Source organism: Stenotrophomonas sp. 80084_Sma, assembly GCF_056481995.1.
In genome coordinates this window covers 1,223,390-1,245,390 of the sequence record NZ_CM151177.1, presented here as the reverse complement: position 1 = coordinate 1,245,390, position 22,001 = coordinate 1,223,390, and the positions used below count along the sequence as shown (strand labels likewise).

At 65.2% G+C, this 22,001-nt stretch carries 24 protein-coding genes; 8 read left to right on the top strand and 16 right to left on the bottom strand.

Annotation, left to right across the window (positions count from 1 at the left end; all coding sequences use genetic code 11):
• Window positions 1–9 precede the first annotated feature (9 nt).
• The 8 genes from ACZK3W_RS05770 to ACZK3W_RS05735 all read right to left on the bottom strand — a co-directional run bounded on the left by ACZK3W_RS05770 (window position 10) and on the right by ACZK3W_RS05735 (window position 6,536).
• Window positions 10–234: a helix-turn-helix domain-containing protein gene (locus ACZK3W_RS05770; protein WP_032127628.1), complete on the bottom strand. Its 225-nt coding sequence runs from the start codon at window positions 232–234 to the stop codon at window positions 10–12.
• Entirely contained in the window at window positions 234–701 is a 468-nt protein-coding gene (locus ACZK3W_RS05765; RefSeq protein WP_125893794.1) for a DUF2975 domain-containing protein, read from the bottom strand. Before ACZK3W_RS05765 ends, ACZK3W_RS05770 begins: the two co-directional genes overlap by 1 nt.
• A gap of 182 nt (window positions 702–883) precedes the next feature.
• Entirely contained in the window at window positions 884–1,465 is a 582-nt protein-coding gene (locus ACZK3W_RS05760; RefSeq protein ID WP_100437520.1) for an NMCC_0638 family (lipo)protein, read from the bottom strand.
• A gap of 128 nt (window positions 1,466–1,593) precedes the next feature.
• Window positions 1,594–2,097, bottom strand: coding sequence for a GNAT family N-acetyltransferase (locus tag ACZK3W_RS05755; protein ID WP_478450564.1), 504 nt, complete (start codon window positions 2,095–2,097; stop codon window positions 1,594–1,596).
• Between the two features lie 14 nt (window positions 2,098–2,111).
• On the bottom strand, window positions 2,112–2,549 hold the full coding sequence (locus ACZK3W_RS05750) for a hypothetical protein (protein WP_125893731.1): 438 nt from the start codon (window positions 2,547–2,549) through the stop codon (window positions 2,112–2,114).
• Between the two features lie 72 nt (window positions 2,550–2,621).
• On the bottom strand, window positions 2,622–4,364 hold the full coding sequence (locus ACZK3W_RS05745; RefSeq protein WP_032127635.1) for a GGDEF domain-containing protein: 1,743 nt from the start codon (window positions 4,362–4,364) through the stop codon (window positions 2,622–2,624).
• A 162-nt stretch (window positions 4,365–4,526) separates the two neighbouring features.
• Window positions 4,527–5,552: an AI-2E family transporter gene (locus ACZK3W_RS05740; protein WP_012510371.1), complete on the bottom strand. Its 1,026-nt coding sequence runs from the start codon at window positions 5,550–5,552 to the stop codon at window positions 4,527–4,529.
• 135 nt (window positions 5,553–5,687) lie between these two features.
• Window positions 5,688–6,536, bottom strand: a complete 849-nt coding sequence (locus ACZK3W_RS05735; RefSeq protein ID WP_125893729.1) for an isocitrate lyase/PEP mutase family protein — start codon at window positions 6,534–6,536, stop codon at window positions 5,688–5,690.
• Window positions 6,537–6,644: 108 nt separating this feature from the next.
• Between ACZK3W_RS05735 and ACZK3W_RS05730 the strand changes: the two genes are divergently transcribed.
• The gene (locus ACZK3W_RS05730) at window positions 6,645–7,541 is read left to right on the top strand and encodes a LysR family transcriptional regulator (RefSeq protein WP_107433637.1); all 897 of its coding nucleotides are present in this window, start codon (window positions 6,645–6,647) and stop codon (window positions 7,539–7,541) included.
• Here the strand turns inward: ACZK3W_RS05730 and ACZK3W_RS05725 are convergent.
• Together ACZK3W_RS05725 and ACZK3W_RS05720 are read right to left on the bottom strand one after the other, a co-directional pair.
• Window positions 7,529–8,581 carry a sensor domain-containing diguanylate cyclase gene (locus ACZK3W_RS05725; RefSeq protein ID WP_132809508.1) on the bottom strand — a complete coding sequence of 351 codons (1,053 nt, stop codon included), beginning with the start codon at window positions 8,579–8,581 and terminating at the stop codon, window positions 7,529–7,531. The genes ACZK3W_RS05730 and ACZK3W_RS05725 overlap by 13 nt on opposite strands.
• Window positions 8,582–8,685: 104 nt before the next feature.
• Entirely contained in the window at window positions 8,686–9,693 is a 1,008-nt protein-coding gene (locus tag ACZK3W_RS05720) for a LacI family DNA-binding transcriptional regulator (RefSeq protein WP_049398862.1), read from the bottom strand.
• A gap of 95 nt (window positions 9,694–9,788) precedes the next feature.
• Here ACZK3W_RS05720 and ACZK3W_RS05715 point away from each other — a divergent pair, with 95 nt between their 5' ends.
• The 5 genes from ACZK3W_RS05715 to ACZK3W_RS05695 are packed head-to-tail and all read left to right on the top strand — an operon-like array spanning window position 9,789 to window position 14,421.
• A complete protein-coding gene (locus tag ACZK3W_RS05715; RefSeq protein WP_049422750.1) occupies window positions 9,789–10,841 on the top strand; it encodes a sugar phosphate isomerase/epimerase family protein in 1,053 nt (350 codons plus the stop codon).
• A 27-nt stretch (window positions 10,842–10,868) separates the two neighbouring features.
• Window positions 10,869–12,086 (top strand): nucleoside permease, encoded by a 1,218-nt coding sequence (locus tag ACZK3W_RS05710; protein WP_125893721.1) that lies wholly within the window; start codon window positions 10,869–10,871, stop codon window positions 12,084–12,086.
• Between the two features lie 12 nt (window positions 12,087–12,098).
• Window positions 12,099–13,223, top strand: coding sequence for a Gfo/Idh/MocA family protein (locus tag ACZK3W_RS05705; protein WP_478450563.1), 1,125 nt, complete (start codon window positions 12,099–12,101; stop codon window positions 13,221–13,223).
• A 19-nt stretch (window positions 13,224–13,242) separates the two neighbouring features.
• A complete protein-coding gene (locus ACZK3W_RS05700; RefSeq protein WP_125893717.1) occupies window positions 13,243–14,106 on the top strand; it encodes a sugar phosphate isomerase/epimerase family protein in 864 nt (287 codons plus the stop codon).
• Between the two features lie 18 nt (window positions 14,107–14,124).
• Window positions 14,125–14,421: a c-type cytochrome gene (locus ACZK3W_RS05695; RefSeq protein ID WP_125893715.1), complete on the top strand. Its 297-nt coding sequence runs from the start codon at window positions 14,125–14,127 to the stop codon at window positions 14,419–14,421.
• A 30-nt stretch (window positions 14,422–14,451) separates the two neighbouring features.
• On the opposite strand, the gene ACZK3W_RS05690 is transcribed toward ACZK3W_RS05695, so the two are convergent.
• From ACZK3W_RS05690 to ACZK3W_RS05670, 5 genes are all read right to left on the bottom strand, one after another.
• Window positions 14,452–15,195: a 3-keto-disaccharide hydrolase gene (locus tag ACZK3W_RS05690; RefSeq protein ID WP_478450562.1), complete on the bottom strand. Its 744-nt coding sequence runs from the start codon at window positions 15,193–15,195 to the stop codon at window positions 14,452–14,454.
• A 14-nt stretch (window positions 15,196–15,209) separates the two neighbouring features.
• A complete protein-coding gene (locus tag ACZK3W_RS05685) occupies window positions 15,210–15,785 on the bottom strand; it encodes a gluconate 2-dehydrogenase subunit 3 family protein (protein WP_478450561.1) in 576 nt (191 codons plus the stop codon).
• Window positions 15,785–17,470 (bottom strand): GMC oxidoreductase, encoded by a 1,686-nt coding sequence (locus ACZK3W_RS05680; RefSeq protein ID WP_125893709.1) that lies wholly within the window; start codon window positions 17,468–17,470, stop codon window positions 15,785–15,787. Before ACZK3W_RS05680 ends, ACZK3W_RS05685 begins: the two co-directional genes overlap by 1 nt.
• 27 nt (window positions 17,471–17,497) lie before the next feature.
• A complete protein-coding gene (locus ACZK3W_RS05675; RefSeq protein ID WP_478450560.1) occupies window positions 17,498–18,394 on the bottom strand; it encodes a hydroxypyruvate isomerase family protein in 897 nt (298 codons plus the stop codon).
• A 385-nt stretch (window positions 18,395–18,779) separates the two neighbouring features.
• Complete coding sequence (locus ACZK3W_RS05670; RefSeq protein ID WP_235434868.1) at window positions 18,780–19,739, bottom strand: NIF family HAD-type phosphatase; 960 nt, start codon at window positions 19,737–19,739, stop codon at window positions 18,780–18,782.
• 288 nt (window positions 19,740–20,027) lie between these two features.
• Here ACZK3W_RS05670 and ACZK3W_RS05665 point away from each other — a divergent pair, with 288 nt between their 5' ends.
• Window positions 20,028–20,603 carry a phosphatase domain-containing protein gene (locus ACZK3W_RS05665; RefSeq protein WP_312368176.1) on the top strand — a complete coding sequence of 192 codons (576 nt, stop codon included), beginning with the start codon at window positions 20,028–20,030 and terminating at the stop codon, window positions 20,601–20,603.
• Between the two features lie 51 nt (window positions 20,604–20,654).
• On the opposite strand, the gene ACZK3W_RS05660 is transcribed toward ACZK3W_RS05665, so the two are convergent.
• On the bottom strand, window positions 20,655–21,089 hold the full coding sequence (locus ACZK3W_RS05660; RefSeq protein ID WP_005411457.1) for a MerR family transcriptional regulator: 435 nt from the start codon (window positions 21,087–21,089) through the stop codon (window positions 20,655–20,657).
• 103 nt (window positions 21,090–21,192) lie between these two features.
• Between ACZK3W_RS05660 and ACZK3W_RS05655 the strand changes: the two genes are divergently transcribed.
• Window positions 21,193–21,810, top strand: a complete 618-nt coding sequence (locus tag ACZK3W_RS05655) for a cation diffusion facilitator family transporter (protein ID WP_005411456.1) — start codon at window positions 21,193–21,195, stop codon at window positions 21,808–21,810.
• Window positions 21,811–22,001 lie beyond the last annotated feature (191 nt).

Sequence of the window (22,001 nt, the reverse complement as noted above, 5' to 3'; positions counted from 1 at the left end):
GGGAAACACTCAGTCAGCCTCCTGCGCCTGCGCCGGGTCATGCCCGAGCAGGTCACCGGGCGTGCACTGCAGCTCACGGCAGATCGCATCAAGTGTGGAAAAGCGGATGGCGCGCGCCTTGCCGGTTTTGAGGATCGACAGGTTGGCCAGGGTGATGTCGATGCGCCCGGCCAGCTCGGACAGGGTCATGCCCCGTTCCTGCAGCATGCGGTCCAGGGTGATGACAATCGCCATCAGATGACACCGTCGAGGTCATCGCGCATTGCCGCACCCACGACAAACACGCGTGCCAGCACGAACAGCATCAGCACCGCGACCAGGCCGGTGATCGACATGCCGCCGCCCACCTCCATCCAGGTGAAGTCCGGGCCCATCCAGGCGGCGTAGGCGCCGATCAGGATCGACAGCACCTCCATCGACAGCATCAGCCAGGCCATGCGCTGCAGGCGCTGTGCATTGGCGTGGGTGAACGGCCGCTCGCGCGCCGCCGACTTCAACAGCCGCAGCAGGTGGCGCAGGAACATCAGGCACAGCACCAGCAGCGCGACGATCGCGCCCAGGCCCAGGCAGAAATGCAGGAACAGGCCGCTGCCATGCACGGCAGCGGCATCAGCGTCGTGGATGCTGTCGAGCAGCCAGCTGCGGTCGTGGGCGACCAGCGGCACGGCCAGCAGTGCGGCCAGGATGCCCAGCCAGCACATCGCCCGCACCGCCTGTACGGCGGCCTGGGCCAGGGTGAACAAGCCTCGCGCGGGTCTGGCGCGGGCGGGACGAGCGGTCAAGCGGCCTCCGGCATTGGGGTGGCCTCGCCGCCCCGGGTGAATTTATCGATAAACGATATACCACTTGCCGCGTGAAAGGCTGAATCGCGAGCGTGGGCCCTTCAGGGCCCAGGCGCGCCCTGCGCCAGCATCGCTTCGCCCGGGGCCGCCGAGGCCATCGCCTGCACGCCGGCTTCGGCCGCCTGCCGTGTGACCAGGCGGAATCGCACCTGCAGCTTGCCCTGCCCCGGCGTGGCCCAGCCGTACTGGATGGCCACCTGATCGGCCGACAGCGGCCCACGCCCTGGCAGCGACCGCACCTGCAACGGCTTCGGTGCGGCCTGCACCAACCGGGCGAATCCCTTCTGCACGACCGCCGCGTCGGCCTTTTCGGCGTAGACAGTACACGTGCCATCGTCAGCCCAGCTCACCGCATAGCGGCCACTGGCCAGAGGCACCATCCAGGCCACGCCCGATTGCCCCTGCAACAGCGTCGCGGCTTCGGCGGGCTGCAACGGCGACAGCCCATTGGATTCCATCAGCGACTGCAACCGCGCCGGGGCACCGATGTGCTGCATGCAGGCGGTGTCGAACAGCTCGCTGAAGGGATCCTGCGCCGGAGCCTTGGTCTTGGCAATACGCGCGGGTTGCGCCACCGCCAGGGTGGGCAGCAGGGCCAAAGCCAGCCAGAACACAGGACGCATCGGGATTCCACGCTACGGAAAACAGCAGGGAGGATGGCAAAGCCCGGGCGCCACGCGCAATGGGTCATGGCTTGACATGCGTAGATGACGCCCCCGGGTGCACCGATGATGCCGGCCAGCGGCCGGCACTACCGGGTGCTGTAGCGGTAGACCAGATCATCCGCATCGCTGCGCACGGCGTTCGCATCCAGCACCCCGCCCAGGCGCCGCGCGACGGCCTGCGATGCCAGGTTGTCCGGCGCCATGTAGCTGACCAGCGTCGGCAGCCGCACCACCACGAATGCCCAATCGCGTAGTGCACCGGCCGCTTCAGTGGCAAAGCCCTGCCCTTCATGGCCGTTGTACAGCAACCAGCCCAGCTCCTTTTCAGGAAACAGCGGGCCATGATTGATCCCGACCTGGCCGATGCAGGCTCCCGTATCGGCACGCTCGATCATCAACGCGCCATGGCCGAACAGATGCCAGCTGGCGAGGTCATGGCAGAACTGCCCCCACGCCGCCACCTCACCGAACGGCCCGCCCATTCCCCGCGCACGCGGCGAGGCCAGGAACGCGGCATAGACGCCGAAGTCATCCAGCTGCTGTGGACGCAGCCGCAGGCGCACGGTGTGCAGGGTTGGAATCTCAAGCACGACGGCGCACAGGATCAGTACACGGCCAGGTGGCCACAACCGCGGCGCTGCGGCTGCCCTTCCATCGTCACCTGCACGCTGGCCAGGGTGTCCACACCTTCGGCAGTGCGGCACGACTCACGCTTGATCTCGACGATGGCGGGCTGCTGGCCAAGCTCGCCGTTGAGCACGATCAGCGAGCTCGGTGCATCGGCTGGCTGCCCCGGATAGCGCAGCGTGCCCTTGAGGGTACGGCCGTCAGCGCTGAGGCTGGCATCGTGGTTGCCCTGGCCGGTGGAGGCGATCTCAATGCTCCAACCCGCACCGCCGCCGGTGAAAGCCGGCACCGGGCTCAGGTCGGCGGCAACCGAGGGGTGGCGTGGCGCATCCGCAGCGGTCTGCGACGAAGTGGAGGTACAGCCGGCCAGCATCCCGGCCAGCAGCGCTGCAGCAACGACGGGGCGAACGGTCATGATGCGCTCCTGCCAAATGGTCGAAGGTCCAGTCTAGGCAGCCATGCGTGCGCCAGCGATGAACATGATGTTTCAGCGTGGAATGCGCCCACCACCGGCGACCCGCACGCGGTCGCGGCCCTGCGCCTTGGCCTGGTACATGGCCGCATCGGCGGCACGCAGCAGGGTCCGCCAGCCCAAGGCGTCGGTAGCACCGCGGGCCACGCCGAAGCTGGCGGTCACCCGCAGCACGGTACCGCCGGCCACCACGATGTCCAGCTGCTGCAGCGCAAGCCGCAGCGATTCGGCCAGCTGTCGGCCAGCGGCCAGGTCACCGTCGGCCAGCAGCACCAGGAACTCCTCGCCACCATAGCGGGAAATGCTGTCGCTGCGGCGAAGATGGCGCTGCAGCAATTGCGCCACCTGTACCAGCACTTCATCACCCGCATCGTGGCCATGACCATCATTGATCGATTTGAAGCGATCAACGTCCAGCAGGATCACCACTGCGCTCATCCGCCCCTCGTCGTGGCGCTGCTGCACCAGTTCCTCCAGCGCGCGACGGTTCAGCAGTCCGGTCAATTCATCGGTGCCGGCCAGCTGGCGCAGCTCGCTGGTCAGCGCCGAGCGTTCGCGCGACTTCTCGCGCAGCACTTCAATCGCATCGAACAGGCGCTGCATCTCGGCCAGCGGATGGGTGACATGCTGCTCGGGCCCAGGCGCTTCGGAGGCAATCTGGATCACCTGCCGTTGTGCCTGCAGCAGAGGCCGCAGGATCTGCAGATGCGCGATACGCAGCGCCACACCCAGTACCACCAGGGTTCCCAGCGCGGTGGCCAGAAGTACCGCCAGCCGCGTGGCCTCCCGGTTGCGGGTGTGCTCGAACCTGGCGATGGACACACTCAGGTAACCGTCACGCAGCGCCTCAAGCGACTGCAGGGTCGGCACGTAGCGCGTGGTGAACTCGGCAGCGGTCCACGGCGGCGGCAGGCCACGCCGCCCGTCGTCGATCAGCTGTTCGATCATCGGCAGTGACTCGCCGAAGAACTGCCGGCGCGCCATATCCCAATGCCAGGACAGCGTCGGATCACTGCGGAACACCGATTCGTGGCTGCCGGCCAGCCGCCACAGTTCCAACAGGCGGCCCTCGGTCTGCAGCGCCGCGCGCACCTGTTCGTTGCGCCAGGCACCGGGTACCGCCACCGGCGCCATCACGTTGGAGGCCAGACGCCCGCCGTGCTCGCGCAGGTCGATCAGCACCTGGCCCTGCATGGCTGGAATCGCCGCTTCGCGGTCGGCCCTGACCAGTACGTTGATCTGTGCCGAGGTCAGCAGGTGCAGGCGGTCGACCACGGCAAACATGCCGCTGATCGCGCGCTCCACGTCTTCGACGCGTCGTGCGTCGCGCGGCTGCGCTGCCACCCGGTCCACGCCCGCGCGTGCCGACTGCAGGCGACGTTGCGCGTCCGCCAGCATCCCATGCTCATCCACCACGCCCGGATCAGCCGTGAACACGGCATCCAGCTGCTGCAGCGCGGTGTCCACACGCCTGCGCACCACCGCCAGCTGCAGCGTAAGCCGCGCATGCTCGCTGGCATCGGCCGGGTCGGCACCGAGCAGGCTGTTGGCCGGGCCGCGTTCGGCCGAGACCAGGTTGGCCAGGTCGAAGGTCTGGCGCAGCTGGCGCAGGCTGACCAGGTTGTCCTCGGCAGCGCTGTAGCGCAGCGTGCCCTGGACCAGCGCGATGGCCATCAACGGCAGCGTACAGACCACGAACGACCCCGCCAGGATCCAGACCCAGGTCCGCAGTCCGATGGGCGATGCCTTGCCGGCCATGCAAATTTCCCCTGAAGTGCGGATCACTGTAGCCGCCGGTCCCGGCAGCGCCAAGCCAGTGCCGCGCGAACCGTGACCATGGGTATACCGCAGCCACCGCGAACGCGCCGGCAAGGTCTCACCCCGCGCCGGGCTGGGGCGAATGCGTCACACCCTGCCGTACTAGATCCAGCGCTGGTCGACCAGTTCGCGCTTCACGTAGGCGTAGAACACCGGCGCCGCCACCAGGCCGGGCAGGCCGAACGCCGCTTCCATCACCAGCATCGCCAACAGCAGCTCCCAGGCGCGGGCCTGGATTTCGCCGCCAACGATGCGCGCATTGAGGAAGTACTCCAGCTTGTGGATCACGATCAGGTACAGCAGCGCCGCCACGGCCACGTAGAACGAGACCGACAGCGCGACGATGGTGATGATGGTGTTGGAAATGATGTTGCCCACCACCGGCAGCAGGCCGGCGATGAAGGTGATCAGTACCAGGGTCTTGGACAGTGGCAGGTGCACGCCGAACAACGGCAGCACGCCCAGCAGGAAGATGGCGGTGAACACGGTGTTGAGCAGCGAGATCTTCACCTGCGCGAACACCACCTGGCGGAACGCGGTGGCCAGGCGGCTGGTGCGGCCGATCAGCTCCTGCGCCAGCGGGCCCATCTTCGGCAGCGGCAGTTCGTCATACAGCGCGATCATCGCGCCCAGCACCATACCGATCAGTACGCGTACGCCCACCTGCACCACCGAGGTACCGGCCACGCCCAGCTGGCGCTGATGCTCGGCGGCCCAGTCGTTCAGTGCCGTGCGCAGCGCCGGCATGTCCTCGGGGATGTACGGCTGCAGCAGCGCCGGCACCTGGTGCCGCGACGAATTGAGGATCTCCATCAGCCGCGCCAGCAATGCGTCCGGTCCACCGGTCTCGTTGCGGAAAAATGACGCCACGCCGATCCCGGCCAGCACCAGCGCGCTGATGATCACCGCTGACAGCACGATCACCGCGATCGCCCGCGCCCGGCCTGGCGGCAGCTTGCCCTCCACGGTGGAGGCCAGCAGGTGGGTCAGCTGGAACACCAGCAGGCCCGACAGCAGGGTCACCACCAGGCCCAGCTTCAACGCCAGCCACATGCCCAGCAGCATCATCAGCCAGGCCGCGATCCTCGGGACGGGGGGCTTGGGCTGGGCAACGAGGGCGTCTTGCATGGGCGGCACGTCCGGGCAGGGTGGCCCATGGTAGAGGATTGGCGGCGATGATTCCGGGTGCAGGATGAACAGGCAACACACGCGGATTCCGCCGCCCCTTCTCCGTCCATCGGCACGTCCGCAATCACGCCCGGATCACACCCGGTCCAGTGCCAGATACCGCGCCGTGCGCACGATCGTCTCACGCTCGCCGAAGCTGGCCAGCTCGCCGGCAACACGCCCGCTGTCGCCAGTCGCTGCGATCTCCTGCAGGGTGCGCTGCATGGCCCGGATCGCAGCGCGCTGCAGGTCCGAGGGAATGATCACCAGCCGGTAATCGAGTTCGGCCAGCCGCGCCACGGGCACCAGCGGCGTCTTGCCGCTGTGGAACATGTTGATCAGCTTCGGCCCGGGAACCTGCTGCGAAATCACCTCGATCTGCTCCAGCGTTTCCGGTGCCTCGACGAAGATCATGTCCGCGCCCGCGTCCACATAGGCCTGCGCCCGTTCGATCGCCGCATCCAGGCCTTCGCAGGCGATGGCATCGGTACGCGCGATGATCATCAGCTCCGGGTCGATCCGCGACTGGCAGGCGACACGGATCTTCGTGCACATCTCGCCCGCGTCGACCAGCGTCTTGTCATCCAGGTGTCCGCAGCGCTTGGGGAAGGCCTGGTCCTCGATATGCAGGGCGGCAACGCCCGCCCTTTCGAACGCGCGCACCGTGCGTTCAACATTCGCGGTGCCGCCGAAGCCGGTGTCAGCGTCGGCGATCACCGGCAGATCGCAGGCATCGACGATCCGTTCAACCTGCGCAAGCACTTCGCTGAGGCCGAGCAGGCCGATGTCCGGCACGCCGGCCGAACGTGCAATGGCGCCGCCGCTGGCATAGACCGCATCGAAGCCGGCCAGCTCCACCAGGCGTGCCGACAATCCATCGAATGCACCTGGCGCAATCACGCTGCCCTGGCGGAGCAGATCGCGCAGCCGACGTGTCTTTTTCATGGGGTCTCCCTTGTCGTTGGACATCTGCCGTGGGATACCGATGATGTTGCCGCCAGCGGCGACCGTCCAATACCGTGTTCGTACAGCACCAGAACGTTTGAGGTTCCAATGGAACTGCGGCACCTGCGCTACTTCGTCATGACTGCCCAGCTGCAGAGCTTCACCAAGGCCGCCGAGGCCCTGCATATCGCCCAGCCGCCGCTCGGGCAGCAGATCCGCGCCCTGGAGGAAGAGATCGGCACACCGCTGTTCCACCGGCAGGGACGCGGCATCGTGCTCAGCGATGCTGGCCAGGTATTCTGGAAAGCCGCGGAGGACATCCTCGCGCGCGTCGACCAGGCCAAGGAGGAGGCGCTGCGCGCCGCACGCGGCGAGGTCGGCACGTTGACATTGGGGCTGACCGAATCGGCGACCTACAACGAGGCGGTCACCGCGCTGATGCGCAGCTTCCAGCGGGCGCATCCGGCAGTGCAGGTGCGGCTGGTAGAAGATGGCAGTGAATCGCTGGTCCGGCGCCTCGATGATGGCGAGCTCGATGCAGTAATCGTGCGCCCGCCGTTTTCCAATACCGGTGAACGGATGACACAGCAACTCAGTGCCGAACCCCTGGTGGCAGTACTGCCGGCCGATCACCCGTTGGCGTGCCGGACGAGCATCGCGCTGATCGAGCTGCGCGACGAGCGCTTCATCCTGTTCTCGCGGAAATCGGGCCAGGGCCTGAGTGCAGACGTCGTCGCTGCCTGCCGCAGCCAGGGCTTTGCGCCTACCATCCAGCAGGAAGCGCCGCAGGTGGCTTCGGCGATCAACCTTGCCGCTGCCGGCCTGGGCATCGCCATCGTGCCGGCCTCGATGCAGAGCATGCACCGCAGCGGCCTGGCTTTTGTTGCGCTGGAACTGGGCATGCCGACCACTACGCTGCAGTTGGCGGTGCGCTGCAAGCCTCCGGCAACGGCCGCCCAGCTGCTGGCCTGCGCCAGAGACGTGTCAACACCTCATTCGCCATAGCTGGCGTTGTTCTTGCCCTGGCGCTTGGCGTGGTACAGCGCGCGGTCGGCCAGTGCCAGCCAGTCCTCGACGCTGCCACCGCGCGGCGTCGCCGCGATTCCGATGCTGACGCTGAACTCGATGCCCGGGGTTGCCTGCCGTGCTGCCTCCAGAAGTTGCAGCCGAACCCGCTCTGCCACATGCATCGCATCGACGGGCGCACAGTCCTGCAGCAGCACGACGAACTCGTCGCCTCCCAGCCGCGCAGGGGTATCGCCAGGCCGGGCGAAGGCGCGCAAGGTGGAGGCGATATGGCGCAGCACTTCGTCCCCGGCGCGATGACCGTGCGAGTCATTGATGCGCTTGAAGTCATCCACATCAAGCATCAGCAGGCAGGCAAAACCACCCTGCCCCTGCGCCTTGTCCAGTGCCTGCTGCGCACGGACGATCAGGAAGCCGCGGTTGGCCAGCTCCACCAGCGGGTCCATGCGGCTCAGCCGCTTCAACTGGCGGTTCTGCGATTTCACCCGCCGCGCCAGCTGCCAGCTGAGGATGCTGAGGCCGATGCCGTAGACGAACAGGAACGGCACGCTGAGCACGATCGTGCGCTGCGATGACACCGGCTGGTAAGGAAACCCGAGCCCCCACCAGGTGAGCGCGAACCCCACCACCAGTGCCAGTGTGGCCCGTACCGCCAGCTTCACCCCACCGGCGGCGATCTTGTCGGCGACCAGCAGCGCGGCGAACAACGCACTGGGTACCACGCTGAGCCCCATGAAGGCGATCCAGCCACCGCCAAAGAAGGAATCAACCACCATGCAACGGAACTGGACCACCGCAGGCTGCCGTGAGCGCTGGGTCAGCACCAGCGCGAGCGCCGGCCATGCCAACGCATTGAGCAGCAGCAACGCCCAGGCCAACACACCGTCCTGACGTTCAAGAATGATCGAGGCGATGGGAATCGCGCCCAGCCCATTGCCCACGAAGCGCATCCAGCCGATGCGACGTGCCGCGCCGATGCCTTCGACCGCGACTTCCGTCGAGTCCGTCAAGAACGGCATTGCCGACCCCCTTGCGCGATCGCACGCCCTTGCCGGGCGGCCTCTGGTGAGTCTGACAGCTCTGCGTCAATTCGGGATCAAGGATTCACGGCGGTTACCCTGCCTCACCCACGCCTGGGTGGCGCCGTTGAACCCCGCAGCATCAGGCTGAAATCCAGCGTCTGCTGCAGCGGCACATCCATGTGCTCGATGATGGCAAGCAGCAGGTTGACCGCGCGCTCACCGATCTCCCGCATCGGTTGCCGGATGGTGGTCAACGGCGGCGTGAGGTAGCGGGAAGATGCCAGATCATCGAAGCCGACGATGGACAGGTCCTCCGGCACGCGGATGCCCAGATCGCGGCAGGCCGCCAGGGTGCCCAGCGCCATCTGATCGCTGAAACAGAAGATCGCCGTTGGCGCAGACATGCCGTCCAGCAGCGCCATGGCAGCCGCATGGCCGGATTCCACCGAAAAGTCACCCGGCACGATGTTCAGCTGGCGCAGGCGTCCACGCGCCTTGCTGGCCGCCCGCACCCCTTCCAGCCGTTGCTGGTGCAGCGGATTGTCCGGCGGTCCGCCGACCACGGCGATCCGCTCGTGTCCCAGCCCATACAGATGCTCCATCACCACGCGCGCGGCCGCGGCGTTATCGATATGGACGCTGGGAATGCCCAGTGCGGGGTCGAACTCGCAGCCGTTGATCACCGGCGCGGCGGCACCGCGCTGCTGGACGATCTCGCGCGCCGTGGGCGGCAGGCGGTGCCCCAGCACGATCATGCCATCAGCCTCGTTGCGCCGGAGCATCTGCGCATAGCGCTCCTCGCGGTCGGGTTGATGCTGGGTATCGCCGAGCAGAACCGCATAGCCGACCGCCTGTGCGGCGTCCTCCGCCCCCTGCAGGATCTGCGCGAAGAACGGATTTGCGATGTCCGGGACGGTGACCAGGATCTTGCCGCTGCGCTGGGTCTTGAGCGTGCGGGCCACTGTGTTGGGCACATAGCCCAGTGCGGCGGCGGCCTGCTCGATGCGCGCGCGGGTAGCCGGCAGCACTTTGTCCGGCCGGGAAAGCGCCCGCGACACCGTGCCTGCGGAGACGCCGACGTGCTTCGCGATGTCGTAGATGGTGGCCATGGCGTTAGTTCTCCTGTCTGCTGTGCAGTGCACAACAGGTCCTGCGTGAGCCCCTGCTAGGATAATGCAATCGATTGCATCGAGGGCGAATCACGTTGAAGACGCTCAAGGGTCCAGCGCTGTTCCTGGCGCAGTTCATCGGCGACACAGCTCCTTTTGATCGGCTGGACACGCTGGCCGGATGGGCCGCGGGTCTGGGCTATTCTGGCGTACAAGTCCCCACCGGCGCGCCCCACCTGTTCGATCTGGCCGAGGCCGCGCGCAGCCAGGCGTACTGCGACGACGTCGCCGGCATGCTGGCCGGTCATGGCGTGCAGATCACCGAGCTGTCCACCCATCTGCAGGGGCAGCTGGTCGCGGTGCATCCGGCCTACGACAGTCTGTTCGACGGATTCGCGCCGGCGGACAAGCGCGGCGATCCGGCTGCCCGCCAGGCTTGGGCAGTCGAGCAGCTTCTGCTGGCCGCCAAAGCCAGCCAGCGCCTGGGGCTGACCGCGCATGCCACGTTCTCCGGCGCATTGGCCTGGCCCTATTTCTATCCCTGGCCGCAGCGTCCACCGGGACTGGTGGAAGAAGCCTTCGCCGAACTCGGCCGCCGCTGGCGCCCGATCCTCGATGCCTTCGATGCCTGCGGCGTGGATCTCTGCTTCGAGATCCACCCAGGTGAGGACCTGCACGATGGCGCGACCTTCGAACGCTTCCTCGACGTGGTGGATCATCACCCCCGCGCCAAGATCCTGTACGACCCCAGCCACCTGCTGCTGCAGCAGATGGACTACCTGGGCTTCATTGACCGCTACCACGCGCGCATCGGCATCTTCCACGTCAAGGACGCGGAGTATCGCGCCAGCGCGAGCAGCGGCGTGTATGGCGGCTACCAGGACTGGATCGATCGTCCGGGCCGGTTCCGTTCGCCCGGTGATGGCCAGATCGACTTCAAGGCGATCTTCTCCAAGTTCGCCCAGTACGACTTCCCCGGATGGGCGGTACTGGAATGGGAGTGCTGCCTGAAGCACCCGGAGGACGGCGCACGCGAAGGTGCCGCCTTCATCCGCGACCACATCATCCGGGTGACCGAGCGCGCCTTCGATGACTTTGCCGACAGTGGCACGGACGCCGCATCACTGCACCACATGCTGGGAATCTGAGCCATTACCGCCCCGGGAGGGCAAGCCATGTCGCACGCCATGTCGCGCTTGGGCGCGATGATGTTTCTGCAGTTCTTCATCTGGGGAGCGTGGTTCGTGACCCTCGGGACGTACCTGGTACAGGGCCCGCTGCAGGCCAGCGCCAGCCAGGTGGCCACCGCCTTCCTCAGCCAGTCGATCGGCGCGATCGTGGCGCCGTTCCTGGTCGGCCTGATCGCCGATCGCTACTTCGCCGCGCAGCGCATCCTAGCGGTGCTGCACCTGGCCGGCGCGGTGCTGATGTGGCTGGCGTCCACTGCTTCCAGCTTCAGCATGTTCTCGGCCTACGTGATGGGTTACATGCTGCTGTTCATGCCCACGCTGGCACTGGCCAACAGCGTGGCGATGCGGCACATGCAGTCACCGGAGAAACAGTTCCCGCTGGTGCGGGTGGCGGGCAGCATCGGCTGGATCGTGGCAGGCGTGCTGATCGGCTGGCTGGGCTGGGAGCAGGCCCATCGGCTTGAACTGACCTTCCGCATGGCCGCGCTGGCATCGCTGGTGCTGGGCCTGTATGCGTTCACTCTGCCGCACACGCCGCCACTGGCACAGCAGCGCGATGCCGGGCTGGGGCAGATCCTGGGTCTCGACTCGCTGCGGCTGCTGAAGTCGCGCGCCTACCTGGTGTTCTTCCTGGCCTCCATCGCCATCTGCATCCCGCTGTCGTTCTACTACAACTTCACCAATCCGTATCTCAACGACCTGGGCGTGCGCGGCGCAGCGGGCCTGCAGTCGCTGGGCCAGGTTTCCGAGGTACTGCTGATGCTGGCCATGCCGTTCCTGTTCGTGCGGCTGGGGGTGAAGACCATGCTGGCGGTCGGCATGGCGGCGTGGGTGGTGCGCTACGTCCTGTTCGCCTTCGGCGATGCAGGCAGCGGCTTCCCGCTACTGGTGATCGGCATCGTGCTGCACGGCATCTGCTACGACTTCTTCTTCGTCACCGGCCAGATCTACACCGATGCCCACGCCGGCCCCGCCGCGCGCAGCAGCGCGCAAGGCTTCATCACCCTGGCCACGTACGGCGTGGGCATGCTGATCGGCACCTTCCTGTCCGGCGCGGTGGTGGAGCACTTCACCACCGAGGCCGGCCCCGACTGGCAGCAGATATGGCTGTTCCCGGCTGGCGTCGCGCTGGTGGTTCTGATCGCCTTCCTGCTGCTGTTCCGCGACCGGCCCGCCGTGGCCGCCGCATCTTCCACACGCTGAGGATTCGAGCCGATGCCAACGCTTGGAATCGCCATCGTCGGCGCCGGCATGATCGGCGCCGTGCACCGCCGCGCGGCCTTGCTCGCCGGTGCCGAGGTACGCGGCGTTGCCGCTTCGTCAGCGCAGCGCGCGCGTGAGATGGCGCAGCTGTGGAATGTCCCGCGCGCCTATCGGGATATCGAAGAGGTGATCGCCGATCCGCAGGTGCAGGTCGTGCATGTCTGCACGCCCAACCATCTGCACCGCGCGATGGCGCAGGCCGCACTGGAAGCCGGCAAGCACGTGATCTGCGAGAAACCGCTGGCGACCACACTGGACGATGCGCAGGCGCTGGCGGCGTTGGCCGCCTCGACCGGCTTGGTTGCCACGGTCCCCTTCGTCTACCGCTACCACCCGGTGGTGCGCGAGGCACGCGCACGCATCGCCGAAGGCGATCTGGGGCCGCTGCACCTGATCCACGGCAGCTACCTGCAGGACTGGCTGCTAGACCCTGCCAGCAACAACTGGCGCGTGGACCCGGCGTTGGGTGGCGCATCGCGCGTATTCGCCGACATCGGCTCGCACTGGTGCGACCTGGTGGAATGGATCAGCGGCGAGCGCTTCGCCGAGGTCAGCGCCGCGTTCTCTACGGTCATCGCCGAGCGCGGCGCCGTCAGCGGGCAGAGCTTCAGCACGCCAACCGCGGCCAGCGCAATGCAGGCGGTAACGAGCGAGGACGTAGCGGCGGCGATGTTCAGGACCGGCGCCGGTACGCTGGCATCTCTGACGGTCAGCCAGGTCTCGGCCGGACGCCACAACCGCCTCTGGTTCGAGATCGACGGTGCCAACGCCAGTGTGGCCTTCAACCAGGAGGACGCCGAGCGCCTGTGGATCGGCCTGCCCGACCAGCGCGAGGAGGTCTTCGTGCGCGGACCAGGCGCCGGCAGTGCCGATCAACGCCGCCTTTCCGTGCTGCCGGCCGGCCACGCGCAGGGCTACGCCCAGTGCTTCGAAGCATTCGTCGCCGACAGCTATCGCGCCATCGACGACGAGCGGCCGCAGGGCCTGCCCACCTTCGAGGACGGCCTGCGCTCGGCGCAGATCGTCGATCGTGTCATTGCATCGGCCAGGTCGCGTACCTGGACCACCATCGGTTGAAACCCGGGAGGATCTGTTGATGAAAGCCCTTGTCCATGGAACTGCAAGCCTCATTCTGCTGCTCGCTGCCCTGCCCGCTTTTGCAGTCGAAGCTGTCAGCACGCAGAAGCCGATCGCGGTACAGATGTACACCCTGCGCGATGCCGGCTCGCTCGAGCAGCAGCTGAAGATCGTCCACGACGCTGGCGTCCATGCGGTGGAAACGGTCGGCACGCAGAACACCAGCGCCGCCGAGCTCAAGCAGCTGCTGGACCGGTATTCGATCAAGGCAATTTCATCGCATGTGCCGCTGGCCGAGCTGCGCAGCAACCTGGATGGGGTGGTGACCTTCAACCGGTCGATCGGCAACACGACGCTGGTGGTGCCGTACCTGGACAAGAAGGATCGCCCGGGCGATGCCGCCGGCTGGACCGCCCTGGGCCAGGAACTGGGCCGCATCGCAAAGCAGGTGCGCGGCAAGGGCATGCGCCTGGCCTACCACAACCACGACTTCGAACTGGCCGACTTCGACGGCAGGACCGGACTGGAGCTGCTGTTCGCCGCCGCCGGTCCAGACCTGCAGACCGAGCTGGACCTGGCCTGGGTCGCGCGTGCAGGCCTGGACCCGGCCGTGATGCTGGCAAAGTTCCGCGGCCACGTGTTCGCGGTACACGCCAAGGACAATGCACCGAAGGGCCAGGCCCAGGACGAAGGCGGATTCGCCGCGGTGGGCCAGGGCGTGCTGGACTGGAACGCGATCCTGCCTGCTGCGGCAGCCGCCGGCGTGCATTGGTACATCATCGAGCACGACCAGCCACGCGATCCGGCCAGGATCATCCAGACCGGTGCGGACTATCTGCGTGAACACCTGACCACCCGCGTGCCCGCCCGTGCGCGGCGCTGACGCATCAAGGAGCCCCACATGAAAATGATCCTGGCAATGGCGGTGGCCCTGGGCGGCATGAGCGTTGCGACAACCGCCTGGTGCAAGGACGACCCGGCTGCGGGTGCAAAGCTCTACACCGCGAACTGCGTGGCCTGCCACGGCGCCGATCGTGCGGGCATGCCGGGCGCGTTCCCGGCGCTCACCGATATCGGCAAGCGCATGGCACCCGCACAGATCAAGGAAAAGATCAGCAAGGGCGGCGGGCTGATGCCGCCCTTCTCCCAGCTGTCACAGCAGGAGATCAATGACATCGCCAGCTACCTGGCGAAGTAAGCGGCCGGCGACCACGCCGGCCGCGTGCCCCTACAGCTCGCGCGCCCAGATGTTGCGGTAGCTGACCCTGGAGTCATGTTCCTGCAGATAGAGCGGCGCACACCCATGCGGCGCGTAGGAAGGCGCACCGATGTATTCGGTCTTGCCGGCCAGCACAGTGTCGTCCTGCACCAGCACGCCGTTGTGCAGTACCGTGATGCGCGCGGGCGAGACAAGCCCACCGCCCGCCGAGAAGCGCGGTGCTTTCCAGAGGATGTCGTAGGCCTGCCACTGTCCCGGTGCGCGCGAGGCGTTCACCAACGGCATGGCCTGCTTGTAGATCGAACCCGCCTGGCCATTGGCATAGGTCGGGTTGTTGTAGCTGTCGAGCACCTGCAGTTCATACAGCTCCTGCAGGAAGATGCCGCTGTTGCCGCGGTTCTGTCCGTCGAAGCCCTTCGTGTCGGTGGGCGTACGCCACTCGACATGCAGCTGGACGTCGCAGAAGCGTTGCCTGGTGCGAATGCCCTTGCTGCCGGGCACGACGGTCAAGGCGCCATCGGCAATCTTCCAGGGCACGCGCCCGCCCTGCTCCGACTCCCACGCGGAGACATCCTTGCCATCGAACAGCACGATTGCGTCGGACGGTGCCTTGCCTGGCGGCGTGGCAACGGTCGCAGGCACCGGCGTCCACACCTCGGTCTTCTTCGGATCGCGCGCGGCGTCGGCACCGTTCTGCGCGAACAGGGGTGCGGCGGCCAGCACGGTGGCCGCGATCAGCAGCGGCTTGATCATCCTGTTGCACTCCATCAGCTGGTCCCCCAGGCGGGCGTGCCGGGAACATAAGCAAGATCGCCGTCGTAGCGCCCCGGCACGGCAACGTACTGCAGCACCCCGGTGGCACCGACCTTGGAGGTGAAGAAGCCGAAGATGGCCAGCTGCTTGAGCATCGTGAAGTAGTGCGGCATCGCCTCGCCTTCTTCAGGCGTACCGGTTTCGGTCACATCGGCATGACGTGCCTTGGCTTCTGCATCGAGCGTGCCCAGCAATTCGGAGCGGGCGTGCGGCGTGAGCGACACGAAGCGGCCACCGGCCCGTTTGTCGATATCGGTCAGCCCTGCGCGGAACGCCGCCTGCTGCCGGGCGGTGTAGCAGTCAGTGACGAACGTCGCCATGAACAGGCCGGCGCCGGCATCCTTCGCCCCTGGTGTCCGGGTCCGCGGCAGGATGGTCTCGGCGATCTCGTCCAGCGTAGCGACGTCGGTATCGGAGAAATGAATCTTGGTGGCGCCCGCCGGTGCCTGACCCTGCACAAGGGCAGGCAACCCAACCATGGCCGCACCGGTGGCGGCGACGATCATCTTCAACAGCTCGCGGCGATCCATCAGAGATTCCCCGCTTTCAGTTCGCGCACCGCATGATCTGCGGCCCGAGCCGTCAGCGCCATGTAGGTCAGCGAAGGATTCACGCAGGCGCTGGAGGTCATGCAGGCCCCGTCGGTCACATAGACATTGGGTGCATCCCAGACCTGGTTGTGCTGGTTCAGCACCGAGCTCTTCCGATCACGTCCCATGCGCGCGGTCCCCATTTCGTGGATGCCCTTGCCCGGGGCGTAATCGTTGTCGTGCATCTTCACGTCCTTGACGCCGGCCGCCTCCAGCATCTCGGCGGCATCGGCGGCCATGTCCTTGCGCATCGCCAGTTCGTTGGCGCGCATGGCAACGTCCATCGCCAGCACCGGCAGACCCCACTTGTCCTTGCGGTCGCGGTCCAGGCGGATCGTGTTGTCGTGGTGCGGCAGCATTTCACCGAACCCGGTCATGCCGATGCGCCAGTCACCGGGCACGGTCAGCGCCTCCTTCAGATCGGCACCGATGTTCAGCTCGGCGATCTCGCGCGACCAGCCGGTGCGGCTGGCACCGCCCTGGTAGCCGAACCCGCGCAGATAGCCGCGCTTGTCGGCCGCAACGTTGCGGAAACGCGGAATGTAGAAGCCGCAGGGGCGACGCCCGAAGTAGTACTTGTCTTCGTAACCCTCGACCCGGCCGGAGGCGCCCGCACCGAAGTGATGGTCCATCACGTTGTGCCCGAGCTCGCCCGACGATGAGCCCAGCCCGCCCTCCCACACATCAGTGGCCGAGTTCATCAACAGCCACGTCGAGTTGAACGACGACGCGTTGAGGAAGATGACCTTGGCCGTGTACTGGTAGGTCTGGCCGGTTTCGGCATCGATGACCTCCACACCGCGGGCACGCTTGCGGTCCTTGTCGTAGAGCACTTCCTTGACGATCGAGAACGGCCGCAAGGTCAGGTTGCCGGTCTTCATCGCCGCCGGCAGTGTCGCTGCCTGGGTGGAAAAATAAGCGCCGAAAGGGCAACCCAGGATGCACTTGTTGCGGTACTGGCAGTTGACGCGGCCCTGTTCCGGCATGGGCTTTGTGATGTTGGCAGTGCGCGAGTGGATCATATGGCGCGTTCCGCCGAAGGCCTTCTTGATACGCGCGGCCACATCCTTCTCGACGATATTCAAGGGAATCGGCGGCAGGAACTCGCCGTCCGGCAACACGTCCAGTCCTTCGCGCGTGCCGGCGATGCCGGCGAACTTTTCCACATGGTCGTACCACGGCGCGATATCGGCGTAGCGGATGGGCCAATCGGCCGCGATGCCGTCCTTGAGGTTCGCCTCGAAATCCAGGTCGGAGAAGCGATAGCTCTGCCGGCCCCATAGCAATGAGCGGCCGCCGACGTGGTAGCCACGGAACCAGTCGAAACGTTTGGTCTCGATGTAGGGCGAGTCCTGTTCGTTGGCCCACATCCCTTCCAGATTCTCAGCCAGGCCGTAGTCGCGCATCAGCACCGGGAAGTCGGCCTTCATCGCCTGCGTTGGCCGGTTGCGATGCGGGAAGTCCCACGCTTCCTTCATCGCATTGACGTAGTCCTTGACGTGCTCGATGTTGCGTCCGCGTTCCAGCATCAGGACCTTCAGGCCCTTTTCGGTCAGCTCCTTCGCCGCCCAACCGCCACTGATTCCCGAGCCAACAACAATGGCGTCGTAATGATTATCTGCCATGGGTTTCTCACCTGGGTGGATATCGTTTCAGACGTCGCAGAGGCGGATCGCCTCGCGCAATGAGCCAACGGGATCGGGCGCTGCAGGCGTGAACTCCTGCGCCAGATACCCCTTGAAACCGGTGTCGCGGATCGCGCGGCAGATGGCCGGATAGTGGAGCTCCTGCTGGTCTCCGATCTCGTTCCGGCCGGGCACGCCTGCGGTGTGGTAATGCTTGAAGCAGGCGTGATGCTTGCCGATGGTGGCGATGATGTCGCCCTCCATGATCTGCATGTGGTAGATATCGTAGAGCAGGCCGAAGTTGTCCGAGCCGAGTCGCTGGCAAAGCTCCACGCCCCATGCCGAGTGGTCGCACAGGTAGTCGCGATGATCGACCCTGGAATTCAGCAGTTCCATCACCAGCACCACCCCGCGCCTCTCGGCGTGCCCGAGGATGCGCTTGAGGCCGGCCTCGGCATTGGCCATGCCTTCGGCGGGGTCCATGCCGTTGCGGTTGCCGGAGAAGCAGATCAGGTTGCGATAGCCGGCATCGGCCACCAGATCAATGTGCCGCGTGTAGCGCTCCACCAGCTGGTCATGGAACTGGCGGCCGGCAAAGCCCTTGGTCAGGCCCAGCTCCGCGCCGTTGCACATCGAGCTGTACACGCCATTCGCCTTCAGCGTGGACCAGTCTTCCGGGCCGACCAGGTCGATCGCGGCAAAGCCGATGTCCTTCACCGTCGCGCAAAGCTGGGCGACGGACAGCTGCGGGAACGTCCAGCGGGCCACGGAGTGCTTCAGGTTGCCCTTGAGCGCTGCGGTGGCGGCGAATGCAGGCAACGCTCCCGCAGTACCCAGAGCTACGCCTCCAGCAACCGCCATGCGCAACGCATCGCGCCGCGTGAGGCCCGTCGCCGGGGCCGGTCTGATCGAATGGATGGACATCCACCTGCCGGCCTCCCAACCGGTATCAAACGCAACGATTCACAGCAATGCAATCGATTGCACCATAGGGGAGGAAATTGTCTGTTTGCAAGTCGCGGTGCACGAAAACCGATGCTGCGGGGCACAACTCCGAAGGGATTCCGGATAAAGAAAAGCCCCGCATGAGCGGGGCTTTCTTTTCTGCTGCGAACGAGCGTTCGATCAGAAGGGTTGTGCACACATGTTGTGCATACCTCATTACTAGGCATCTCTCTAAAACACTGCCTTTCTAGGAACTCATTCACCATGGATAGCACCATTTATTCTACCAAATGGAAAATTTGGGTGAGAAAGAGTGCCCACTGACCTCAATCCTATATTTTTCTCAACACTTCAGAGGGGGACGCTATGACTCTCCTTGCCCGAACTCGGTACGGGCCGCCCGCAGCACGCGAGCCGGTTCAGAGCTGAGGGCTTCGGCAGGTGGCATGCCGTTGAGCAGAGCGTGCGGTGAGAGAAACCACTCTGCCTCACGCCATCCGGTGCTGTGAAGTTGCCCGTACGGCTCGATCTCGAAATGACCGATTGCACGCAGTGCTGACAGGATTTCTGCCAAATATTCAACGGGCTCGCCGTTTTCACCAAACTGCCAGTCTGGGTAGCGATAGCAGGGCACAGGCTTCGTTACATAGACCCCAAGTAGCTGGCCGGCTCTTCGCAGCTGACCTGCTAGGCCGCTACCATTGGTCAACGACGGACCGAGCTGTGAACTGACTTCGGCGGCGCTATGCCACTGTGCGGCAAGTTCATCTCTCCTGACGGCGGCGTCGGACAGGATCTTCTGGGCCGATGAGCAGGCGTCGGAACGCCGTGGTGCGCCCGTTGCTTCTGCCTGTGGTTTTAGCTGTTCTTGGAGAGATGCTTCAGTGAAATTGCCCGTTGCGTGGATGCGATCAAGCAGGAGTCGAAGCGCGATCGCTAATCCCTCGTCCTCTGACGGGTAGGGAGACGCAAACAGAGGTATCTGAACCCACAGATGCTCCTGTCCTGGGTGTACATAGGGGCGATGATCATCAAGCAGCAAGGCCGCGCCTAATTTTGGTGTGGCTAGCCGTAGATCCTTCGTGCTGCCCGTCCAATGGATGTATTCAATGCTCGCGAACCACGGAGGCGCGCTTCCTTCACGAACCAACAGATCGGCAATGCTGCGAAAGCGCTCTTCCGGCACAGTCGTAAACATCATGAGCTGACTGAAGTGCGATCGGACGTCCTCCAAGAACCGACAGAGGCCGGGTCTTGGAATCTGGCTTATCGCATTGGAAATGAGTGTCCCTTCGAGGTCCAATGCCAGAATGCTCGGCTTCATGTGTTGTCTCTAGCGAGGAGCGTGTGTACACCTTGCTCCTGGACACTCTCGCTGTCCAACACGTGAGCCTACTGGTGCACATGCAGCGTGAGCCTACTGGTACGCATGCAGCGTGAGCCTACTGGTACTTGTTGCCTGCAACTGACAAAAGGATCACCTTTGCTGTGCTGCTCGGCAGGGCGGCACCACTTGGTCGGCTGGAATGTTTAGCTCAAGGATCGGCATAGGAGCCATGGGTGATCGCCGCTGCGCTGCGGCTCTCTTTGTTGCCGCGATGAGGGATCGACAATGTTCAGAACTAGTCACACACATCCTCTGCATATCGCCACGATCGCTGTCGGAGTCAGTGGCGGCGCAGTAGGTGTAACTTTCGCGCCAGGGAAGTTTCAGAAGGCCGCGATGACGGGGCCATGGAGCCGTGACATTGACGTGGACCTTTGCGCGATTCGCCAGTGGGGCGCTGGGTACCTGATCTCCCTGATTGAGCCATGGGAATTCGATGAGCTTAGGATTGCCGCGCTGCCAGAGCGGGCGATGGCGCAGGGAATCAAGTGGTACGGACTTCCAATCGTAGACGGCGCAGCGCCGAACAGTTCATTCTTGAAGGCATGGAGCGAGCTGGGCCCAGCGCTCAGTCATGAATTGTTGCTCGGAAGCCGCGCAGTTGTGCATTGTAAGGGGGGGCTAGGACGAGCTGGCACCGTAGCGTGCTTGTTGCTGTTAGAAACAGGCACGGCTGCCACTGGTGAGCAGGCCATGAGCATGGTTCGTCAGGTCAGGACGGGTGCGATCGAGACGCGTGAGCAGGAGGACTTCATACGCGCCTGGAGTCCAGGTCCGGGCAGCCAGACTGCAGGCAACTGACACCGTCGACCGGTCGGACTGAGGAAGGCATAGGTTTTGGACCGTGGGCGCCTAGGAAGCGCTCTTGCTCGATCCCTCGCGTAAGGAGTCCTCGGAAGCCGGCCGGCGCAGCGTCGATAGGATGGTGCACTCAGCTCGCTGTCCGCCGTGACAACTGGCGATTACCCGCTCCAGCTCGTTGGCCATACGTTGCAAGTCTGCCATCCGGGCGCGAATGTCGGACAAGTGGCTGCGGGCCAGACGATCCACATCCACGCACGACAGGCCCTCGTCGCCGGCCAGCTGCAGCAGGCTACGAACCTCTTCCAGGCTGAAACCCAAGTCCCGACCGCGGGCAATGAAGCGCAGGCGCTCAATGTCCGGCACTCCGTAGACCCGGTAACCATTGCCTGATCGTGCCGGCCTCGGGAGCAAGCCGATACGCTCGTAATAGCGGATCGTCTCCAGATGGCACCCGCTGGCGGCGGCAGCGTCACTGATTTTCATTAGTAGTAGGCTTGACTCCGTAGTTGCTACGGACTTTACCCTCATGGACCCTGCCATGCCAGCGGACCGCGCCGGCACGGCTCCCTGCGATGGAGAAGATCCGATGAGTGATTGTGGCTGCCACCACGAGGCAAAGAACGCGCAGGAACGGCGCGTGCTGTGGATCGCTCTGGCCCTGAACGCTGCAATGGCTGTGATTGGCGGCATCGCCGGCTGGATCGCCCATTCCACGGGCTTGCTTGCCGACGCACTGGACATGCTCTCCGACGCCACGGCCTACGCCATTGGGTTGGTCGCTATCGGTCGGACGGCGCGCTTCAAGGCCAACGCTGCTTGGGTCAGCGGTAGCGTGCTGCTGATTCTGGGCGTTGGAGTGCTGGTCGAGGTCGGCCGCCGCGTACTCCACGGGGCTGAACCGGTAAGCGGGTGGATGATCGGTACGGCCCTATTGTCGCTAGTGGTCAATCTGGCGGTCCTACGCATGTTGGCGCCACTGAAGGCTGGCGAAGTACATCTGCGGGCAACGTGGCTTTTCACCCGAGCCGATGTGGTAGCCAACGTGGGCGTGATCCTGGCGGGCCTACTGGTGTGGTGGCTGGCCAGTCCATATCCGGATTTCGTAATCGGTGCCCTTATCGGCCTCTACGTGATGAAGGAAGCCTTTGAAATATTGGGCGACGCGCGGCGGGCACGCGCAGACGCGCGCAAGACCCCTGCATGACCGCGGGCGGACAGCTGGGATTTTCCCTGCGCTGGTTGCCGCTGGCGCAATTGGCTGTCGGCCGGTCTTTGCCTCCAATCGAGACCGAAACGCGTGCGGATTCGTATGAGCATCAGGTCGCGCCCTTTCGACCGGCAATTGCCGGATGACGCATGTAGGCGCAGGCCGATCCGTGTGATCTCAAGAACCCT

Bases quoted from the DNA above. Each gene is read 5' to 3' on its own strand.
- ACZK3W_RS05680 (WP_125893709.1), bottom strand. From the start codon at position 17,470: ATGGCAGATAATCATTACGACGCCATTGTTGTTGGCTCGGGAATCAGT.
- ACZK3W_RS05665 (WP_312368176.1), top strand. From the start codon at position 20,028: ATGTTCAGAACTAGTCACACACATCCTCTGCATATCGCCACGATCGCT.
- ACZK3W_RS05760 (WP_100437520.1), bottom strand. From the start codon at position 1,465: ATGCGTCCTGTGTTCTGGCTGGCTTTGGCCCTGCTGCCCACCCTGGCG.
- ACZK3W_RS05740 (WP_012510371.1), bottom strand. From the start codon at position 5,552: ATGCAAGACGCCCTCGTTGCCCAGCCCAAGCCCCCCGTCCCGAGGATC.
- ACZK3W_RS05735 (WP_125893729.1), bottom strand. From the start codon at position 6,536: ATGAAAAAGACACGTCGGCTGCGCGATCTGCTCCGCCAGGGCAGCGTG.
- ACZK3W_RS05750 (WP_125893731.1), bottom strand. From the start codon at position 2,549: ATGACCGTTCGCCCCGTCGTTGCTGCAGCGCTGCTGGCCGGGATGCTG.
- ACZK3W_RS05765 (WP_125893794.1), bottom strand. From the start codon at position 701: ATGTGCTGGCTGGGCATCCTGGCCGCACTGCTGGCCGTGCCGCTGGTC.
- ACZK3W_RS05720 (WP_049398862.1), bottom strand. From the start codon at position 9,693: ATGGCCACCATCTACGACATCGCGAAGCACGTCGGCGTCTCCGCAGGC.
- ACZK3W_RS05670 (WP_235434868.1), bottom strand. From the start codon at position 19,739: ATGAAGCCGAGCATTCTGGCATTGGACCTCGAAGGGACACTCATTTCC.
- ACZK3W_RS05745 (WP_032127635.1), bottom strand. From the start codon at position 4,364: ATGGCCGGCAAGGCATCGCCCATCGGACTGCGGACCTGGGTCTGGATC.
- ACZK3W_RS05660 (WP_005411457.1), bottom strand. From the start codon at position 21,089: ATGAAAATCAGTGACGCTGCCGCCGCCAGCGGGTGCCATCTGGAGACG.
- ACZK3W_RS05655 (WP_005411456.1), top strand. From the start codon at position 21,193: ATGAGTGATTGTGGCTGCCACCACGAGGCAAAGAACGCGCAGGAACGG.
- ACZK3W_RS05710 (WP_125893721.1), top strand. From the start codon at position 10,869: ATGTCGCACGCCATGTCGCGCTTGGGCGCGATGATGTTTCTGCAGTTC.
- ACZK3W_RS05690 (WP_478450562.1), bottom strand. From the start codon at position 15,195: ATGATCAAGCCGCTGCTGATCGCGGCCACCGTGCTGGCCGCCGCACCC.
- ACZK3W_RS05685 (WP_478450561.1), bottom strand. From the start codon at position 15,785: ATGGATCGCCGCGAGCTGTTGAAGATGATCGTCGCCGCCACCGGTGCG.
- ACZK3W_RS05730 (WP_107433637.1), top strand. From the start codon at position 6,645: ATGGAACTGCGGCACCTGCGCTACTTCGTCATGACTGCCCAGCTGCAG.
- ACZK3W_RS05675 (WP_478450560.1), bottom strand. From the start codon at position 18,394: ATGTCCATCCATTCGATCAGACCGGCCCCGGCGACGGGCCTCACGCGG.
- ACZK3W_RS05700 (WP_125893717.1), top strand. From the start codon at position 13,243: ATGAAAGCCCTTGTCCATGGAACTGCAAGCCTCATTCTGCTGCTCGCT.
- ACZK3W_RS05695 (WP_125893715.1), top strand. From the start codon at position 14,125: ATGAAAATGATCCTGGCAATGGCGGTGGCCCTGGGCGGCATGAGCGTT.
- ACZK3W_RS05770 (WP_032127628.1), bottom strand. From the start codon at position 234: ATGGCGATTGTCATCACCCTGGACCGCATGCTGCAGGAACGGGGCATG.
- ACZK3W_RS05725 (WP_132809508.1), bottom strand. From the start codon at position 8,581: ATGCCGTTCTTGACGGACTCGACGGAAGTCGCGGTCGAAGGCATCGGC.
- ACZK3W_RS05705 (WP_478450563.1), top strand. From the start codon at position 12,099: ATGCCAACGCTTGGAATCGCCATCGTCGGCGCCGGCATGATCGGCGCC.